The 17,045-nt window shown below is 52.6% G+C and carries 17 protein-coding genes; 1 reads left to right on the plus strand and 16 read right to left on the minus strand.

Annotated elements, in window-relative coordinates; translation table 11 throughout:
• Window positions 1–259 precede the first annotated feature (259 nt).
• The 16 genes from AC5OW4_RS10230 to ybeY form a co-directional block, all read right to left on the minus strand.
• Window positions 260–835 (minus strand): P-loop nucleotide/nucleoside kinase family protein, encoded by a 576-nt coding sequence (locus AC5OW4_RS10230; protein WP_295770361.1) that lies wholly within the window; start codon window positions 833–835, stop codon window positions 260–262.
• A gap of 44 nt (window positions 836–879) precedes the next feature.
• A complete protein-coding gene (locus AC5OW4_RS10235) occupies window positions 880–1,260 on the minus strand; it encodes a hypothetical protein (protein ID WP_195547785.1) in 381 nt (126 codons plus the stop codon).
• Window positions 1,257–1,781, minus strand: a complete 525-nt coding sequence (locus tag AC5OW4_RS10240; protein WP_195397468.1) for a LytTR family DNA-binding domain-containing protein — start codon at window positions 1,779–1,781, stop codon at window positions 1,257–1,259. Before AC5OW4_RS10240 ends, AC5OW4_RS10235 begins: the two co-directional genes overlap by 4 nt.
• Complete coding sequence (locus tag AC5OW4_RS10245; protein WP_195547786.1) at window positions 1,778–3,190, minus strand: hypothetical protein; 1,413 nt, start codon at window positions 3,188–3,190, stop codon at window positions 1,778–1,780. Before AC5OW4_RS10245 ends, AC5OW4_RS10240 begins: the two co-directional genes overlap by 4 nt.
• Window positions 3,191–3,388: 198 nt before the next feature.
• On the minus strand, window positions 3,389–4,669 hold the full coding sequence (locus tag AC5OW4_RS10250; RefSeq protein WP_195547787.1) for a GHKL domain-containing protein: 1,281 nt from the start codon (window positions 4,667–4,669) through the stop codon (window positions 3,389–3,391).
• Between the two features lie 178 nt (window positions 4,670–4,847).
• Window positions 4,848–5,924 (minus strand): hypothetical protein, encoded by a 1,077-nt coding sequence (locus AC5OW4_RS10255; protein ID WP_195547788.1) that lies wholly within the window; start codon window positions 5,922–5,924, stop codon window positions 4,848–4,850.
• Complete coding sequence (locus AC5OW4_RS10260; protein WP_195547789.1) at window positions 5,924–6,628, minus strand: hypothetical protein; 705 nt, start codon at window positions 6,626–6,628, stop codon at window positions 5,924–5,926. Before AC5OW4_RS10260 ends, AC5OW4_RS10255 begins: the two co-directional genes overlap by 1 nt.
• 297 nt (window positions 6,629–6,925) lie before the next feature.
• Window positions 6,926–7,591: a tRNA (adenine(22)-N(1))-methyltransferase gene (locus AC5OW4_RS10265; protein WP_195547790.1), complete on the minus strand. Its 666-nt coding sequence runs from the start codon at window positions 7,589–7,591 to the stop codon at window positions 6,926–6,928.
• Between the two features lie 5 nt (window positions 7,592–7,596).
• Window positions 7,597–8,823, minus strand: coding sequence for an RNA polymerase sigma factor RpoD (rpoD, locus tag AC5OW4_RS10270; protein WP_006060220.1), 1,227 nt, complete (start codon window positions 8,821–8,823; stop codon window positions 7,597–7,599).
• Window positions 8,801–10,570, minus strand: a complete 1,770-nt coding sequence (dnaG, locus tag AC5OW4_RS10275) for a DNA primase (RefSeq protein ID WP_295770346.1) — start codon at window positions 10,568–10,570, stop codon at window positions 8,801–8,803. The genes rpoD and dnaG overlap by 23 nt, the downstream gene beginning before the upstream one ends.
• Before the next feature lie 36 nt (window positions 10,571–10,606).
• Window positions 10,607–11,983, minus strand: coding sequence for a glycine--tRNA ligase (locus AC5OW4_RS10280; RefSeq protein WP_072683476.1), 1,377 nt, complete (start codon window positions 11,981–11,983; stop codon window positions 10,607–10,609).
• 65 nt (window positions 11,984–12,048) lie between these two features.
• A complete protein-coding gene (gene recO, locus AC5OW4_RS10285; protein ID WP_295770342.1) occupies window positions 12,049–12,801 on the minus strand; it encodes a DNA repair protein RecO in 753 nt (250 codons plus the stop codon).
• Complete coding sequence (era, locus tag AC5OW4_RS10290; protein WP_006060216.1) at window positions 12,794–13,690, minus strand: GTPase Era; 897 nt, start codon at window positions 13,688–13,690, stop codon at window positions 12,794–12,796. The genes recO and era overlap by 8 nt, the downstream gene beginning before the upstream one ends.
• Window positions 13,687–14,082, minus strand: a complete 396-nt coding sequence (cdd, locus tag AC5OW4_RS10295; RefSeq protein WP_295770338.1) for a cytidine deaminase — start codon at window positions 14,080–14,082, stop codon at window positions 13,687–13,689. The genes era and cdd overlap by 4 nt, the downstream gene beginning before the upstream one ends.
• Before the next feature lie 16 nt (window positions 14,083–14,098).
• On the minus strand, window positions 14,099–14,446 hold the full coding sequence (locus tag AC5OW4_RS10300) for a diacylglycerol kinase (protein ID WP_295770335.1): 348 nt from the start codon (window positions 14,444–14,446) through the stop codon (window positions 14,099–14,101).
• Window positions 14,447–14,911 (minus strand): rRNA maturation RNase YbeY, encoded by a 465-nt coding sequence (ybeY, locus tag AC5OW4_RS10305; RefSeq protein WP_244925897.1) that lies wholly within the window; start codon window positions 14,909–14,911, stop codon window positions 14,447–14,449. It abuts the gene before it with no gap.
• A 231-nt stretch (window positions 14,912–15,142) separates the two neighbouring features.
• On the opposite strand from ybeY, the gene AC5OW4_RS10310 reads away from it, so the two are divergent.
• Window positions 15,143–16,834: a Na/Pi cotransporter family protein gene (locus AC5OW4_RS10310; RefSeq protein WP_493676930.1), complete on the plus strand. Its 1,692-nt coding sequence runs from the start codon at window positions 15,143–15,145 to the stop codon at window positions 16,832–16,834.
• Window positions 16,835–17,045 lie beyond the last annotated feature (211 nt).

The following is a 17,045-nucleotide window of genomic DNA, read 5'->3' on the forward strand; positions in this document are numbered from 1 at the left end:
CTGAGAAGAGACACAATCCTCAGAGAAATGAAGATGAGGGTCTTTTAAATTGAGAACAGATACGATAGAATGAGTAATGGACATAGTGAGATTTCCTTTCTATATTGTGTGGTAACTTTATTGTAACGGAAATTCTTGCCTATGTCTCTTTTTTTTATGCTCAAGAAAAAAAGGCGTTGGTTTCCACCAACACCAAAATTTATAGAACCTTTTTATGGTTCGCGGCGCAGCGGTTCAAGTCTGAGATCTCCGCTCTGCATTATCCCTGCTCAACCTTCTGAGCGCAAGGAAAATCTGCGGACTGATCCTGATCGATCACCAGTTCCCCTTCTCCCCGCGGCGCTTCAAAGTCCTGGAGATACCCGTTGAGAATCGTGTCTGTGATTTCAAACGCGGCATTGGCATCGCGGCGCAGCGATCGCAGACGCAGACGGCGGCGCAAACATTCCGGACTGGCCTTGAGATAAATTAAACGAACCTGACCACCCGCGTCCGTAATCCGCCGGCGGTAAGCATCACGTTTCTTCCGGCTCCAGAAACTAAAATCAATGACCACCGGTCGATGTTCTTGAATCGCTTTCACCAGCTGATCTTGCAGCTGTACCTCAACGGCAGCTGAATACGCGGCATACGCCGAAGCTGGATAATCCACGCCATACCGGCCATATTGCCGCCAGACCTCCTCGTCAATCGACAAACGCAGATACCCCGCGGCTTCCAGCTGCTTCGCCAGCGTCGTCTTCCCGGCCCCGGCCACGCCGCACATCATGACCACGATGGACTTTTGCGAATCTGCATTTTGATGAAGCCACGATAAAATCGTTTCTATTTCCATAAATTAATCCTCCTGCCTTTTCCATAGTGGTTTTAAGGATACGCTTATCTTCCGGAGATTTTTGAATCCTCATTCTCTGCCTGCAGCTGCTGCTTAAACTGCTCCAGCGCTTGCGAATACCGGCGCAATGAAAGCGTCAGCCGGATCATCGGCACACCCAGCGCGATTAAAAGTAGAAAGCGTTCTAACGTAAAATGACTGAAAACAACCAGCGCGATCAGAAACAGACTGACGGCGGCCGCAGTCCGCGCTCCCCAGTGCAGAGATTGAATCCAGAGACGGTAGCTTTCTAAAAACAGCGCGTAAGCCAGACCGGTCAGAACAATCCAGATTCCGTCCGGCGATGCAGCGCGGGGATTGAAGAAGCTGGCCGTCAGAGGAATTGCCATCCCGATCAGAATTTGATAGAGCCATCGTTCGATCATCGTCTTCCCTCCATTCCAATCGCTTTGCGAAAATGCGGCGCATAGCTGCGGCTGACCTCCAGCTGCACGCCGCCGCTTAACATCAGCGTCAGCCGGCCGTTAAAGCTCGGGGCAATTTGTTCGACCTTCGCGAGGTTGACAAGATAAGATTTGCTGATGCGGATAAACTGACGCGGATACAGCTCCTCCTGCAGCTGATACAGCTTGCGGTTGAGCTGCAGACATCGGCTGGCGGTATAGGCGAACGTTTCCCGCTGCAGCCCTTCAATATACAGCACGTCCGCCAGCGCGACGACATAAGTCCGCCCATCATGCTGACCCGTCAGCGTCTGCCGCTTTTCCTGCAGAAAATGATGATTGAGAAAGGCGGTCAGTTCCGCCAGATCCTCCATCTGAAACAGAATTCCAATCGAATCGTAGTCAACGCCTTTTTCGACCAGCGTCAGATCCAGCGCTTCAAAGGGTTTCAGAGTTTCCCGCAGCTGGGCCTCATGCTCGGGCCGACAGATCAGTTTGATCATGGCTGCTTCACCAGTTCTATCGTTTCCTCATAGAACTTTTTCCCCTTCGCGTCGCTGACCCAGATTGTGATTTCACCGCGGACCACTTCGTCATCTTCAAAATTAATGCCCCACCCCGAAGCACTGTGGCTTAACGTCAGGCTGGCGCGGATCGTTCCGTTGCTGGAGCTTTCAATGACCGGCTGATCCTGTGCGTCAAACATCGTCATCTGATACCCCAGATTCCGAAACCGCAGCGGATTGATCTGCAGCGTATTCCTCGCCTGCACATCCGGGGAGGAGAAATAGCCATAGCCCGCTGTCAGATTGCGGATGAGGAAATACTGACCCTCACCCGCAAAGACCGGAAGCGCCAGGGGATCGCAATTTAACGTTCGGGTTTCAAGGACCGTTTCCTCCTTGAGAACAGACCAGGTGATCGTCCATGGGACCGGCCGGCGTGAACTGAGATTGATTCCCGGCCGTTCACTGATGATCCAATAACTATCGGGTGCGGTTCGTTGATCATCCAACGCTTCTTCGCTTTCATAGACAATCTCGCCGCTTTCCGTTTCCGTGATCCGCAGCTTTACTCGCGTATCCGCATAAGCGTCGCTGACCGGATAGGCCAGATTCAAATTCAGTTTTTCCCCCTCGATCACGATCAGATTGCTGAGGTGCTCGTCTTCAGTACGGTATACCCAGACCTGCGGCCGGGCATTTTTACTTTCAGACCGCACCAGCCCCGCCTGCACCCCCGCTAACAAAAGCGCTGAGATCATGACCAGCATGCCTGCCTGAATCGGTTTTAACTGCCGAATCCTCCGCTGCTTCTGCACGAAATAAAATTGTTCCCGAAAATCCAAAGCTCGGGAATAAATCTTATAGGCACAGATCAGCTGCAAGAAGGACTGCAGCGGCAGCCACTGCGCGTTATTGCGGCCTGCAAGCGCAATCCCAAACAACAGCGCCAGCCACAGCATCAAGTTTTTAAGCCGCTGCCGCACCGCCGGCTCCGCAGAATGGATCATCAGCCCGGCCGCTGCGCATTCATAGCTGATCAGGAAGACTAACGGCCCCAGCTGACGAAGCCCCTCGTCATCCCAGATCAGCTTCATCAGCATACCGGCAAATAACAACAACGCCGAACCGGCGAACAAGCCCTGGCGCAGACTGTGCGCCAACAGAATCAAACCCGCGGCAGCCGCCGCGAACATCAGCCATTGCAGCGCAGATATCGGCGAATCCCATTGGAAAAGCAACAACGCCAGACCAGCACCCGCCATGACAATCGACTGCGGGCTGCCGTTCAGCGGCGTTTCTTTGCCCTGTATCCCCAAGTGCTGACGTCGGGAAAAAGTTAAAAACAAAATCAATCCCAAACCACTCAAGGCAAAGGAAATCATCAGTATCATTCCGACTCCAGCCATCCGTTTCCCTCCTTTTCTTCTTTGTTATTGTACCCGAAAGGGAAACAGCCCGCCACAAATTCGGCGTAAGCGGCAGATATCCAGACATAAGTGACAGAATGTCCCGCTGACGTCCGCTCCACTCAAGCTCACTTGTTCCAGATCAGCTTTAAACAGTCCATTCGCCATCGTTTCAGAATTCAGACTCCGTGAGCGGCCTTACGCCGCAGAAAGCTCTTCATTCTCAGCCTGCATTTTGTTCAGCAGCACTTCGGCAATCATCCGCGAAGCTTCCTTCTCCCATTGTGCCTGACCTTGATACTTTTCCGCGATCTGCGTGATGATCTTCATCCCATTGCCGCGGATCTGCTTCTTTCTTTGCCGCGGCTGACCGCAGGAATTCACACAGCGGATAAACAACATCTGCTTTTGCTGAGTGATGGTCAGGCTGATCTGCGGCTCCGGCGCGCCTTCGGCCGCTTCCAAAGCATTTTTCAGCAAGTTGGACAACAGCGTGTTCATATCGAAATCATCGACGCCGGAAAGCAATGAAGCTTCAATCGCGTAATGAAAAGGCACTGCCTGTTTTGCAAATTGTCTGTCAAACGAAGCCAACATCGCATTGACCGACGGATTATCGCAATAGATCAGGTTACGGATCGCCCCGATCTGATGATGTGCGGATCGGAGTTGTTCCACATCAACATGGCCAAGCTGCGCTTTGACTGTCTGCCAGACCTCATCCATCACGTCCTGCTTTTCATACAACGCCAGAATCTGCGTCTGAATGCGTTCGTTATCTTCCCGTTTTTGCTCAGCATTCTCGCGCGCCGCCTTCATTTTTAACAAACTGCGGATCAAAAAGAACGCCGATCCCTGCAGACACAGCCAGGATCCAATGAAAAATAAAGTCAGGTTCATTGTGATCTGATACGCGTAGATCAATTTATAGGAAAGCAGATAAATCCACAGCGCATGCACGATGATCAGCGGAATCAAACGCGCCTGTTTCTGCCAGTCAACGGCCGGAAACACCTTGCGTTTCAAGAAAAGAACCAGACCGAAAAAGACCGCATTCCAGACGTCCATGACCAGAAAGCCTGCCGTACCGAAAAACGAAGCATCCTGAAACGCTGCCTGATCAAACCCGCTGGCCGCCACCATGACCAGAATGGCCAGCATCTCGGATAACAGAATGCACACTGTATGAAAGATCATGGCGAACACCGTGTTCATCCACGATTCCTTTACCACAATTTTCACGACCAGAAGCATGAAAATGATCGTCGTCAGCGTCCGCAGACTGTTAACCGCAAAGAACTCGTCAAAGACCGAAAACAGAATAAAATTAAAAATAAAGTTGATGATAAACGCCAGATACAGCTTGGGGAACAGTGTTTTTAACGGCTCCCGATGATTAAGAAAAGCGCAGTGAAAAGCTGCCCAGATCAGAAATAGAATGAAATGATTGAAATAGAAAAAAGGTTCGTTGTTCAGCATTCCTTCACCCGCTTTCCACTCTCCAGCGCGATCTGTACCGTCACGATATCGTGATCCCGGCTGAAGCTGTGCACGCCATGGCAGCGGCGCAGAATGGCTTCCATGATCGCCGTTCCCTGTCCGCTGATTTTTTTGTTCCGTTTGGTAACGTTTTCCGCAACACGGTTGCGGCAGCGGATCAGCAGCAGCCCGGCTTTTTCCCCGCCTGAAAGTCAATGAACGGAGATTCGCTGAATTCTGCGGCTTCCACCGCATTCTTCAGCAGGTTGGACAGCAGCGTGTTTAAATCGTACTCGTCCAGAATCCCGTTCAGACTGGATTCAATCACAAAGGTCGCGGCGATCTGCTTCTGATCGCAGAGCTGGCGATAATAATTGAATAAAGCGTTGGCATACGGATTTTCACAATACAAATCTTCCCGCAGCTTTCGCAGCCGGCCCCGAATCACCTGCAAACTCTCAATCTGAGCGTTTAGATCGTGCATTTCATGGAAAACCGTCTCAATTCCATCCTGTTTTTCCGATAATTTTTCCAGATGTCCCGCCAGTTCCGCATTCATCTGCCGGCGGGCGTCCAGTTCCTGTTTTTTTCGCTTCTGCCGGACGATCCGGACAGCGCTGAAAAAGACGACAATGTCGGTAACAATCAGAAATCCAAGCGCCTGCGCCAACAATCCCGAACTGGCTTCCTTGACGTAAATCAGCTTATAGGACAAAATATACAGCCACAAAAACTGGCAGGTAAAAAGCAGCGTGCCGATCGTATAGTATTCTCCTTCCACCGAGCGCCTGTGTTTTTTTCCAAAGCTCAGCGCGGCTTTGAAAAACAACAAGCTCATCCCATCCAGCAGCAGATAGGAAAAAACGTTCATGTAGAAGGCACTTTCATACGCGTCGCGGCTGAACTGCACGCCGACCAGCGTGATCAGCATCGTCACCATTTCCGCAGTGATCGAAAGCAGCTGTTGGGCAAACAAGGCGAACAACGTCGCTTTCAAGCCCGGACGCTTCACAAGGTAGATCACAAGGCCGATCACCGATGCGGACACCGTCATGCGGACAACTGAATGATCCTGCGCTGATCCGGGAATCGCGTACAGACTTAACAGAAAGAACACCGCCAGCGTGATGCCCAGATCCAGCGCAAGATAATCGCGCCAGTAGCTCTTGCGGACCGGCAGGATTTCATTGTAACAATACGTCCAGGTCATCAGTAGTGGAATATGATTCAGGTAATATAAAATCGGGTTCTGCATTATTCCATCACCCCGATGATTTCCAGCGTCTTGTTTTCCTGCCGCAGCGTTTCGATTTCCTTTTGTTTCCGCGCCAATTCCGCCGTCGGCACTTCCACGCGCAGCGTCGGCTCAAAACGCAAGGTTACTGGTGTCCCCGGGCAGATTTCCGCCAGCTTCTGCATTACGCGCAGCAGCGCCGAAAAATCAAACTGTTCCGGAACTGGCCCGCGGACGGTCAGCGGGCAGGCCGGCTCATGAATCTGATTATATTGGATTAAGATATCGAGCATGACGTTGCCGGTCTTGTAGGCCGGCAGCTGGCGATCAAACTGCGTCATCAGCTTATTGGCGTACGCATTGAGTTCTTCCGTCTTTCCCTGTTCCTTTAGGATTTCCAGGGTAATCAGATGATTCGACAGGTCATGATAAAAATAACGGATATTCTGCTGCTGCATCACGGCAAACTGATAGAATTGATAATTTCGCCGGTTAAGTTCCGTCAGCTGCCGCAGCTCCAGTTCTTCTTCGTTATACCGCATGACGCCGCGAATAATCCCGAAGATGCAGAAATCGCCGACCAGCGTGATCGCAATGGCCAGCGAGAGAATGATAAAAATCTGAACGATCTCCATTTCTTTCCGCACGCCGAAAACCGCGACGACCAAAACGAGCTGGCTTACAAAAAAACCGGCCAGATAAAGCATTGTTTTTTTATTGTTCATGACTATCCCCTTCACAGCCAACCGCCCCCAATGCCGTCGGCTGCTCCCTTCCCAACAAATTGATCGTCAGTCAACGAATAAACTGACCTTGTTTTTTCATTGTAGCGCAGTTTGAAATCAAAGTCCAGATTGCATACCCGACCAGATTTGTCAATAATTTACGAATTTTCTTCCTATTTAAGTAAAAAACGATGTTTGCTCTGCCTCAGCCCCAGATAAGCAACACTATCCCAATTCCAAGCCATAGAAAAAGGGAAGGACCTCGCGGCCCTTCTCTCTGCTTATTTCTGTTCAGATTTAGCGATTTAAAACCACCGCATCTATTTCCTCGATCTGACGCAGGATTTCTCCCCGCTTGATTGGATCCTCAATCTGACGGGCAATCCGTTCCAGCTTGGTCTTGCGGTAATGATAATATTCGATGAAGACCGGTTCCCGGCGCGCTAATAGAAACGGGCCGTACTGCAGCTGGGCTTCGGTATAAACAACCGGCTGAGATGCCTTGCGGAAACCGACGATCTGATAGTAATGCCGGTCGTGCACCAGCTTCTCCGCAACAATTTCAAACCCGTGATCCATGATCCAGCGACGCAGTGAAGCCACCTCGCGGTTGACCTGCACAAGAATCCGCTGAAACTGTCCCAGCCGTTCAAAATCGTTTTCCAGAATTTCCCTGGCTGTCATCCAGCCCATCCCGGCAATCACGGCGACCTGTGCATCCTGCGGCACTTTCTCCAGGCCCGGCGTCAGAATCAACGAAATCTGCGCCTGCAGCCCGGCTTCCGCCACCGTCGCGCGGGCATGCTCCAACGGTCCGGTTCCGATATCGCAGGCATACGCTCTTTCAATCTTTCCGGAGGCAATCAGTTCCACCGGCAGAAAGGCGTGATCCGTTCCGATATCGGCGACGATCGTCCCTTCCGGAACGCAGTCGGCAATCGCTTTAAGTCGGACGCTCAGCATAACCCTTAGTTCTTATCGACGAAATCCCGCAGCCGCTTGGAGCGGGTCGGATGTTTCAGCTTGCGCAGCGCCTTGGCTTCAATCTGACGGATACGTTCACGCGTAACGTTGAATTCCTTACCGACTTCTTCCAAAGTGCGTGTCCGGCCGTCATACAGCCCGAAGCGCAGCCGCAGCACCTTTTCCTCCCGTTCCGTCAGCCCCTGCAGGACATTGTTGATCTCATCCTTCAGCAGCTGATTGTTGGCGTACTGATCCGGCGACATCGCGTCTTTATCCTCGATGAAATCACCCAGGTGGGAATCGTCTTCCTCGCCGATCGGCGTTTCCAGCGAAACCGGCTCCAGCGCGATTTTCTGGATCTCGCGAACCTTGTCCGGCGTAATGTTTTCCATCTTTTCCGCGATTTCCTCAGCCGTCGGTTCCCGGCCCAGATCCTGCACAAGCTGCCGCTGAACACGAGTCAATTTGTTAATCGTTTCTACCATATGTACCGGGATTCGGATTGTCCGGGCCTGGTCGGCAATCGCACGGGTGATCGCCTGGCGGATCCACCATGTCGCATACGTTGAAAATTTAAAACCTTTGGTGTAGTCGAACTTCTCAACCGCCTTGACCAATCCCATGTTGCCTTCCTGGATCAGATCCAGAAACAACATGCCGCGGCCGACGTATTTCTTCGCGATCGAAACGACCAGACGCAGGTTGGATGAAATCAGAATCCGCTTGGCTTCCTCATCCCCGGCCTGAATCCGGCGGGCGATTTCCGGTTCATCTTCCGGATTCAGCAGCGGTACCCGTCCGATTTCTTTCAGATACATCTTCACCGGATCGTTGATCCGCACATAAGGAGAGCTGCTGTAAGTTTCGCTGAGATCGATCGGGACTTCCACATCCTCGACTTCCTCGTCAAAATCTTCCCCGGCGTCTTCCGCCAGGAATTCCAGATCGTCGCCGATATCCTGGGTCATCGCTCCTGCTTCCGGAATTTCGATATTTTCCAGTTCTTCGATATCGTCGTCCTCGCTGATGTCGATGCCTTCCGCGGCGAACCATTCGTACAGGTCGTCCATGTCGTTATCCGTCAGATCGAGATGTTCCAGGGCATCCATGACATCCTTCTGATAAACGACCTTATCCGCAAGATAGGTCTTTTTGAATTCTTCCTTTAATTGGTCCAACGTTTTGTAAACTGGCATTTTTGTCTCCTTAGTCTTGGTGTTTTTCTTCATCAAGGTACCCCCTTAATTCTCTTTGCAGCTGCATCCGTTCATTGAGAAGGGCAGCCTGGCTTTCCGGATTGCTGATGCGCAGGATCTGTTGTTTCAGATCATTTATTCTTTCTTCCAGCATACACCGCTGCAGGCGGCGGATCGCTCCGTCCATGACCTCCGGCGTAAATTGTGGACACTCCCATTCTGAAAGATCCAGAACCTTTTGTCTCAGCGTTTCCTCGTCGATCGTACTGATGAAATCCGCAATCTGCAGCTGCGGATGAGACCGGCTGTAATCCAGAATCATCATCGCAAGCTGCTGATTTTCTTCATTCAGCAGAAAACCGAGTTTTTCTTTGAACATTTCTACCGCTTCGCGGCGGGTAAGCATTAGCGCAAGAATCAGGTGTTCTGCATTAGTCTTACCATCTCGCGACGGATTTAAACGAATCGGAACTGTTTTTACCCGGCCGGCACCGGAATTGTCCGGTTTCGGAGCGGGGGCTGCGCCCAGATCGAGATGAAATCCGGTCAGCTGCTCCAGCTGATGGGCAAAATTCTGACGGTCGAATTCATCACTCAGCTGTTTGATTTCGTCTTCCACCTTCAGCGCAAATTCTTTTTTTTCGGAATAGTTTTCCAGATCATAACGCGTCGATAGATACTGAAAGACAAATTCCATCCACGTCAGCTCTTTGCGGACCATTGCTCGAAGTTCTTCCGCACCGTGCTGGCGCAAAATTTCATCCGGATCCAGTCCGGTCGGATTGCTGACGATGCCGACCTCAAAGCCGGCCTCGCGGGCCAGCTTCGCCGCCTTGTAGGTCGCGTTCTGCCCGGCCTTATCGCCATCATAACAAAATGTCAGATGCAGCGAGCATTGCCGCAGTAAGCGCAGCTGTTCCTTGGTGCACGCCGTGCCCAGCGTCGCCACGACGTTGTCCATTCCCGCCCGGGAAAAGGCCAGCACATCCGTGACACCCTCGCATAAAAGCACCCGCCCTTCCTGACGGGAGGGCTGTTTGGCGCGGTGATAATTGAAGACCGTATGACCTTTGACATAGACGTCGGTCTCGGTCGTGTTGATATATTTGCTCTGCGCTTCGGGATCCATACTGCGGGCCGTAAAGCCGATCGGATTGCCGAGCGAGTCGTGGATCGGAAACGTAATCCGGCTGGCGAACACATCGTGCAGACCGCTCTCGTTCAGCCGAACGACATTCGCCGCCACCATGTCCTGCTCGTTGTAGCCTTTAGCCTGCAGAAACCGCAGCAGCTCATCGCCCGGACCGTTCCAGCCGATCTCAAACTTTTCGATCGTTGCCTCGTCGATCCCGCGGTTGGCCAGATACTGGCGCACCTGCGTTCCCGCCTGCGCTCCCAGCTGATAATGCGTGTAGCGGATCGTTTCCGCCAACACCTTATATAATGCGTCTTTCCTCGGATCGACCGGCGTTTTAAAGGCGGAAGGATCAAACGAAAGCTTGTAGCCGCTGATTTCCGCAACCTTCGCCACGGCCTCCGGGAAACTGACTTTTTCATAATTCTGAACGAAGGTAAACACGTTGCCGCCGGCTCCGCAGACGAAGCATTTATAAATCTGCTTGTCCTGGGAGATCGAAAGCGACGGGTCGTGATCGTCGTGGAAGGGACAGACGCAGGCCATCGAACGGCCTTTTTTGACTAACGGCACATAGTGGCCGATGACTTCCGCAATATCCGCGCTGTTTCTGACCGCGGTGATTTCTTCATCGCTCAGGCGCATTCGTCATCCCCCCTATTCGTACCGAACGGATTCTGATCAGAACTTCAGCGACGCTTCGATATGCGCCTGCAATTCGCTGATCGGCAGCCGCACCTGCTCCATGCTGTCGCGTTCGCGCACGGTGACGCAGCCGTCCTTCTCGGTATCAAAGTCGATCGTGACGCAGAATGGCGTGCCGATAGCGTCCTGACGGCGGTAACGCTTGCCGATACTGCCGGCTTCGTCATATTCGCATACAAAGCTGTCAGCCAGCTGAGCATAGATTTCCTTCGCCGAAGCGGAAAGTTGCTTCGACAGCGGCAGGATACAGGCCTTGACCGGAGCCAGCGCCGGATGCAGGTGCAGCACGACGCGGGTATCCTTTTCATTGAGAACTTCCTCGTCGTAAGCGTCGCATAAGAACGCCAGCATCAGCCGTTCCACACCGACGGCCGGTTCTACGCAGTACGGCAGATATTTTTCATTGGTCTGCGGATCAAGGTATTCCAGGGATTCGCCGGAATGCTCCTGATGCGTTTTCAAGTCGTAATCCGTGCGGTCGGCAATGCCCCACAGCTCACCCCAGCCAAACGGGAACAGATATTCAATATCACTGGTGCCTTTCGAATAGAATGCCAGCTCTTCCGGCGTATGCTCGCGGAAGCGCAGACTTTCAGCAGTCAGGCCCAGGTTCGTCAGCCAGTTCATGCAGAAGTTTTTCCAGTATTCGTACCACTGCAAATCCTCGCCCGGCTTGCAGAAAAATTCCATTTCCATCTGCTCGAATTCCCGGGTCCGGAAAATGAAGTTGCCCGGCGTGATCTCGTTGCGGAAGCTCTTGCCGATCTGACCGATGCCAAAGGGCAGCTTGCGGCGCATGGAGCGCTGGACGTTCTTGAAGTTGACGAACATGCCCTGGGCCGTTTCCGGCCGCAGGTAAATCGTACTCTTCGCGTCTTCCAGAATTCCCTGGAACGTTTTAAACATCAGGTTGAACTGACGGATATCGGTAAAATCATGACTGCCGCAGTTCGGGCAGGCGATGTGGTTTTCCTTGATGAAATCCATCATTTTTTCGTTGCTCCAGCCTTCCGGCACAACCTTGCCTTCCGTCGCCTCCTCGATCAGATGATCGGCGCGGTGGCGGGTCTTGCAGTGACGGCAGTCCATCAGCGGATCCGAGAAGCCCTTCAAGTGGCCGCTGGCCTCCCAAACCTTCGGATTCATTAAGATTGCGGCCTGGATGCCGACGTTATTCGGATGGGACTGAATGAACTTTTTCCACCAGGCCCGTTTGATATTGTCTTTAAGTTCAACGCCGAGCGGACCAAAATCCCAGGTGTTGCTCAAGCCGCCGTAAATTTCGGAGCCCTGGAACACAAAACCGGAGTTTTTTGCGTGCGCGACGATCGTGTCAAATTGTTTCACTGCCATGATCAATTCCCCATTTCTTTATTTTTATAGACAAAGTTTATTATAGTACAAATCAACGGTTTTCGTCAATTAGATAAGCGGTCCAGAAAGCGCCAACTTTCCAGCTTTATGCCGCTGTGTAGCATTAAAAATTCGACCAGCAATTCCGCGTCTTTTTTCGTCCACGGGCCATACGGCCGCAGCTGGGCAAAATGAACAAGCTGCGCCTTGTTGATCAAACGGAAACGTTTCAGCGCTCCGACCTCCATCGGCCGGGCATGCACCATCGCCGCGCACTCCGCGCACAGAAAACCGCCGTCCTCAACGGAAATCGTCTGCACCTGGGTGTTGGAGCACAGCACGCACTCGTCGACAACCGGCTCGATCCCTTCGGTTTTCAAGGCCAGCGCGGTAAACTGCGCTAAAATCAGATAGCTGTCGGCCTCGCTGTCCAGCCGGTCCAGACTGACGCTCAGCAGCTCATAAACTTCGCCCGCCGCTTCCAGATCGCTTTCTCCCTGCTCCAAAAGCTTGTCGGCAATCTCGCACATCACCTGGGCAATCGTCATTTTCTCCAAATCTTCGCGGATATGCCGGTGCGCCGCCAGAACGCGCGCGCTCTTTAGTGAAAACAGCGTGGTCTGTTCCTTGTAGTCAAACATCAGCTCCGACAGCACAAACGGCATGCACGAAACGGCGTTCTTGCTCGCCATCTTGCGGATGCCCCGGCATACGAAGCCCAGCTTGCCATATTCCTTTGACAGCACCGTGATCAGCGCGTCGTTTTCACGATAATCCTGCTGCTTGAGGATCACCGCCTCGATCCGGGCTTCACTCATCCTCCAGCTCCGTCTGGATATACCCCAGCTGCTGCAGCTTGGCTTTCTTGTTGCGCCAGTCTTTTTCCACCCGGACAAACAATTCAAGGAAAATTGGTTCACCCAACAGACCCTGCAGTTCTTCCCGCGCCAGCGTGCCGATCTGCTTGATCATTCGACCCTGCTTGCCGATGATGATACCCTTTTGGGAATCGCGTTCGACCAGAATCATCGCGTTGATGATCAGATGCTCGCGGTTCTTGCGGATTCTTTCAATCACGACCGCGACGGAATGCGGCACTTCTTCTTCCGTCAGCAGCAGCACCTTTTCCCGGATAATTTCCGCCATGATGAACTGTTCCGGATAGTCGCAGACCTGGTCGGCCGGATAATACTGAACGCCGTCAGTCAGATCGTTCTTGGTGACTTCAATCAGCTGATCCAGGTTGTTCTGCGTCTTCGCGCTGATCGGAATGATCTCTTTGAAATCCATCCGCTGCTGCCACGCTAACAACAGATCGATCAGCTGTTCTTTTTCCAGCAGATCAATTTTATTGAGAATCAGATACACCGGCAGATGCATCTGCCGCAGCGTATTCAAAACGAATTCATCGCCGCTGCCAAACGGCACTGAGCCGTCGACGAGGTAGTAGATCAAATCGACGCCCGACGCCGCGGAGTAGGCTTCCTTATTCATCTGGGTGCCCAGCTCATGCTTCGGCTTATGAATTCCCGGCGTATCGACGAAAATGATCTGCGAATCGGCATCCGTGCGGATCGCCCGGATGGAATTGCGGGTTGTCTGCGGCTTGGGGGAAATGATCGCAACCTTCTGCTGGACCAGAGCGTTCAGCAGCGTGCTTTTGCCGGCATTGGGCCGGCCGATCAAAGCGACAAAGCCGCTCTTCACGCCAGATCCTCCATGCCGAAGCTCATCGGAAGCAGCTCGGCCATCGTCGTTTCCATCGTTTCTTTCCCATTGGACAGGATGATCGGCGTATCGCTTTCCAGCAATTCGCTGAGCACCTGGCGGCAGATGCCGCACGGCGTTCCGATTCGGGCGCCGTCGCTGACAATCGCAATCGCCGCGATGTCCGCTTTGCGGTAACCGTAGGAATACGCGCCGAACACCGCGCTGCGCTCAGCGCAGTTCGTCGCCCCGTAGGACGCGTTTTCAATGTTCACGCCGCGAAAGGTGCGGCCGTCCTTGCATAACACGCACGCGCCGACATGATAGTTGGAATACGGCGCATACGCGGATTTCATCGCCTCAAAGGCTTCGCTGACTAAGTTTTCGTACATCGTTGTTTCTCCTGTTCTATCTTATTAGATGGCGGATGACGATCATCCCCCCGACGATCAGCGCCGCCAGGGATGCGCACAGCACCGCGCCCGCCGCCAGATCTTTTATCGTTTTAATGCGGTCATCCTGCTTGGGCTGAACGAAGTCGCACAGCCGCTCGATCGCGGTGTTCAAAATCTCCGCTGTGATGACCAGGGCCGCCAGCGTAATCACAAGCGCCCATTCCCAAAAGACGAAGCCCAGTCCCATCCCGGCCAGTCCGGCCAGCACCGCAAAGCCCAGCTGAATCGCCACGCTGCGGTCCTGCGCCGCCAGAGCCAGTCCGTTCAGCGCCGGCTTGAATTTTTTGATCAGCGCGCGCATTTACACCCTCGGCACCAGCGGATCCAGAATTTCATGCTGCAGATCGAACATGATCTTTTCCTCATCCGGCTGCATGTGGTCGTAGCCGAAGCAGTGCAACAGTCCGTGCGTAAACAGGAAACAGATTTCCCGCCGCAGCGAATGGCCGTATTCCTCGGCCTGACTGATCGCGGCTTCCACGTTAATAAAAATATCGCCCAGTTCGACTTCCGCTTCCTCGATCAGCTCAAATTCGTCCTGATCATCGCATGCCGCAAACGAAATCACGTCCGTCGGCCGGTCGACCTGCCGGTAATCACGGTTGATCTCATGGATCTTGCGGGACTTCACGAAAATCACTGAAATGGTATAGTCGCCCTGCTTGTTTAAGACCTCCAGCGCATGCTCGGCGATCCGCTGGAAATCCGGATAGTTTTCTTTCCATTGCTTTTCCCGTGTCTTGTTGACAAACGTACAGGTTATCATCATCTTCACCTCTTGATTTTGCATTGCTATTATAGCATATTCTGCCTCTTTTCGACCGAAAACAAACGGCTTTTCCCGTTTTCTTTCACAAGTTGGGAAGCGATAAAATCCCGGGTTTGTCAGATTTTGTCTGGAAATGGTAAATTTGTGTTAAAACTTCGTAACGATTCTGTTAAAATAAACGTGAATCAAGAGAAGAAAAGAGAAGAAACAGGAGAGAGAGAAAAACAAATGAATATCGTAGCGACGGAAATGATCACGCTGGGAGATATCTCGTGGGACATGATCCTCGGCGGATTTGCGCTGTTTTTGTTTGGCATCAAGTTTATGGGCGACGGCTTGAAAAATGTCGCAGGTCATAAGCTCCGGGAATACATCGACAAATATACGTCCAATCCAATAATGGCGGTGCTGGTCGGCATTGTCGTGACCATCGTCGTGCAGTCTTCCTCAGCCGCGACCGCGATCACCATCGGTCTGGTCCGCGCGGGATTAATGAAGCTGGAACAGGCGGCCGGGGTCGTCGTGGGCGCCAACATCGGAACGACGATGACGGCGTTTCTGATCGGCTTGAAGGTCGAGCAGTTCGCAATGTACTTCGTGTTCATCGGCGGCATGATCATCTCGTTTGCCAAGAAAAAGAAAACCCGCTACATCGGCGACATCATCCTCGGCTTCGGTCTGATGTTCTATGGTCTGAAGATCATGGGCGACTCGCTGAAAATGCTGAAGGATCTGCCGGCCTTTATCGAATTTGCCAAGGTGATGTCGGAAAAACCGCTGCTGGGCTTACTGGCCGGCACGGTGCTGACCGGACTGATCCAGGGCTCGGCCGCGACGATCGGCGTCGTCCAGAAATTATATGAATCCGGGGCGATGACCCTGAATGCGGCGATGCCGTTTGTTTTCGGAGCCTGTATCGGTACGACCGTCACCGGCGTATTTGCGGCGATCGGCGGCAGCCTGGCGGCGAAACGAACCGCCGGTCTGCATACGCTGTTCAACGTGATCGCGGCGACGATCGGCATGATCTTCCTGCCGTTTTACATTCAGTTCATCACCTGGATCTCCGATCTGCTGCTGATCCCGCCAATGATGCAGATCGCCGTCGTGCATATCTTATTTAAGATCGTCGGCGTCATCGTTTATCTGCCGCTGCTGAACGTCATGTGCAATTTCATCAAGAAGCTGATTCCGGGCAACGAACCGGAGCGGATTGAAATCAACCTCGACGACATGGACGCCGGGATCGCGCATCAGATGCCGACCGCCGCGCTGGCCATCGCCAAGCAGGCCGTTCTGAAAATGAGCACAGTCGTCGACGCCGCGGTCGACAAAGCCCGCGACTTCATGAATACACGCGGCGGTTCCGATGAGAAGGAACTCGTCAACCAGACCGAGGATCTGATCAATTCCATCGACACCAAGATCACCAATTACCTGATGAGCGTTTCCAAGGAAAACCTGAACGACCGTGATATGCAGGATTTCAACCTGCACCTGCAGGTCATCAAAAACCTGGAGCGCATCGGCGACCTGTCGGTCAACCTCGTCGAATTCTTCGATATGGTGCATGAGGATAAAAACGACTTCAGCGATGGTGCGAAAAAAGACGTGCTGGAAATGTTTGAGCTGTTCAAGCACATGCTGAACACGTCGATTGCAATTTACCGCGATGAAGACTACGCGCAGTATTCCGCGTTGATGGAAGATGAGAATTACATGGATTTACTGGAATACAAAGCCCGGCAGAAACATTTCGACCGGATGGCCCGCAACGAATGCGCGACGGCTGTCGGCGGCAGCGTCTACTGCGATATTCTGGGAAACCTGGAACGTATGGCCGACCATTGCTGCAACATCGCCCGCTGTTCGATCGAAGCCTCCTCCAGCAAGGAAGCACCGGTGCTCGAGCATCACTGATCCCATCGACAAAACAAACAAAAGAAGCTGCCTTGACCGGATCGCTCCGGAAATTCAGCTTCTTTTTTTCATGCCTTTTTAGTTTCTTTTTATAACCGCCAGACCCGCTCAGATCCTGCGCTTCCTACAATGCACCGGTTATGAATGCCGGCCAGAACGTGCCATCAGCCATCCAACTGCGGCGCGAGCACAATATTTTCCCGGTTTATAA

The sequence above is a fragment of the Holdemania sp. genome (assembly GCF_986127675.1).

Excerpts from the sequence above, each read along its gene's own strand:
- AC5OW4_RS10260 (WP_195547789.1), bottom strand. The coding sequence starts at position 6,628 with ATGAACAATAAAAAAACAATGCTTTATCTGGCCGGTTTTTTTGTAAGC.
- AC5OW4_RS10245 (WP_195547786.1), bottom strand. The coding sequence starts at position 3,190 with ATGGCTGGAGTCGGAATGATACTGATGATTTCCTTTGCCTTGAGTGGT.
- cdd (WP_295770338.1), bottom strand. The coding sequence starts at position 14,082 with ATGTACGAAAACTTAGTCAGCGAAGCCTTTGAGGCGATGAAATCCGCG.
- AC5OW4_RS10280 (WP_072683476.1), bottom strand. The coding sequence starts at position 11,983 with ATGGCAGTGAAACAATTTGACACGATCGTCGCGCACGCAAAAAACTCC.
- AC5OW4_RS10240 (WP_195397468.1), bottom strand. The coding sequence starts at position 1,781 with ATGATCAAACTGATCTGTCGGCCCGAGCATGAGGCCCAGCTGCGGGAA.
- AC5OW4_RS10265 (WP_195547790.1), bottom strand. The coding sequence starts at position 7,591 with ATGCTGAGCGTCCGACTTAAAGCGATTGCCGACTGCGTTCCGGAAGGG.
- AC5OW4_RS10230 (WP_295770361.1), bottom strand. The coding sequence starts at position 835 with ATGGAAATAGAAACGATTTTATCGTGGCTTCATCAAAATGCAGATTCG.
- AC5OW4_RS10310 (WP_493676930.1), top strand. The coding sequence starts at position 15,143 with ATGAATATCGTAGCGACGGAAATGATCACGCTGGGAGATATCTCGTGG.
- ybeY (WP_244925897.1), bottom strand. The coding sequence starts at position 14,911 with ATGATAACCTGTACGTTTGTCAACAAGACACGGGAAAAGCAATGGAAA.
- AC5OW4_RS10255 (WP_195547788.1), bottom strand. The coding sequence starts at position 5,924 with ATGCAGAACCCGATTTTATATTACCTGAATCATATTCCACTACTGATG.
- AC5OW4_RS10250 (WP_195547787.1), bottom strand. The coding sequence starts at position 4,669 with ATGCTGAACAACGAACCTTTTTTCTATTTCAATCATTTCATTCTATTT.
- dnaG (WP_295770346.1), bottom strand. The coding sequence starts at position 10,570 with ATGCGCCTGAGCGATGAAGAAATCACCGCGGTCAGAAACAGCGCGGAT.
- AC5OW4_RS10300 (WP_295770335.1), bottom strand. The coding sequence starts at position 14,446 with ATGCGCGCGCTGATCAAAAAATTCAAGCCGGCGCTGAACGGACTGGCT.
- rpoD (WP_006060220.1), bottom strand. The coding sequence starts at position 8,823 with ATGAAGAAAAACACCAAGACTAAGGAGACAAAAATGCCAGTTTACAAA.
- AC5OW4_RS10235 (WP_195547785.1), bottom strand. The coding sequence starts at position 1,260 with ATGATCGAACGATGGCTCTATCAAATTCTGATCGGGATGGCAATTCCT.
- recO (WP_295770342.1), bottom strand. The coding sequence starts at position 12,801 with ATGAGTGAAGCCCGGATCGAGGCGGTGATCCTCAAGCAGCAGGATTAT.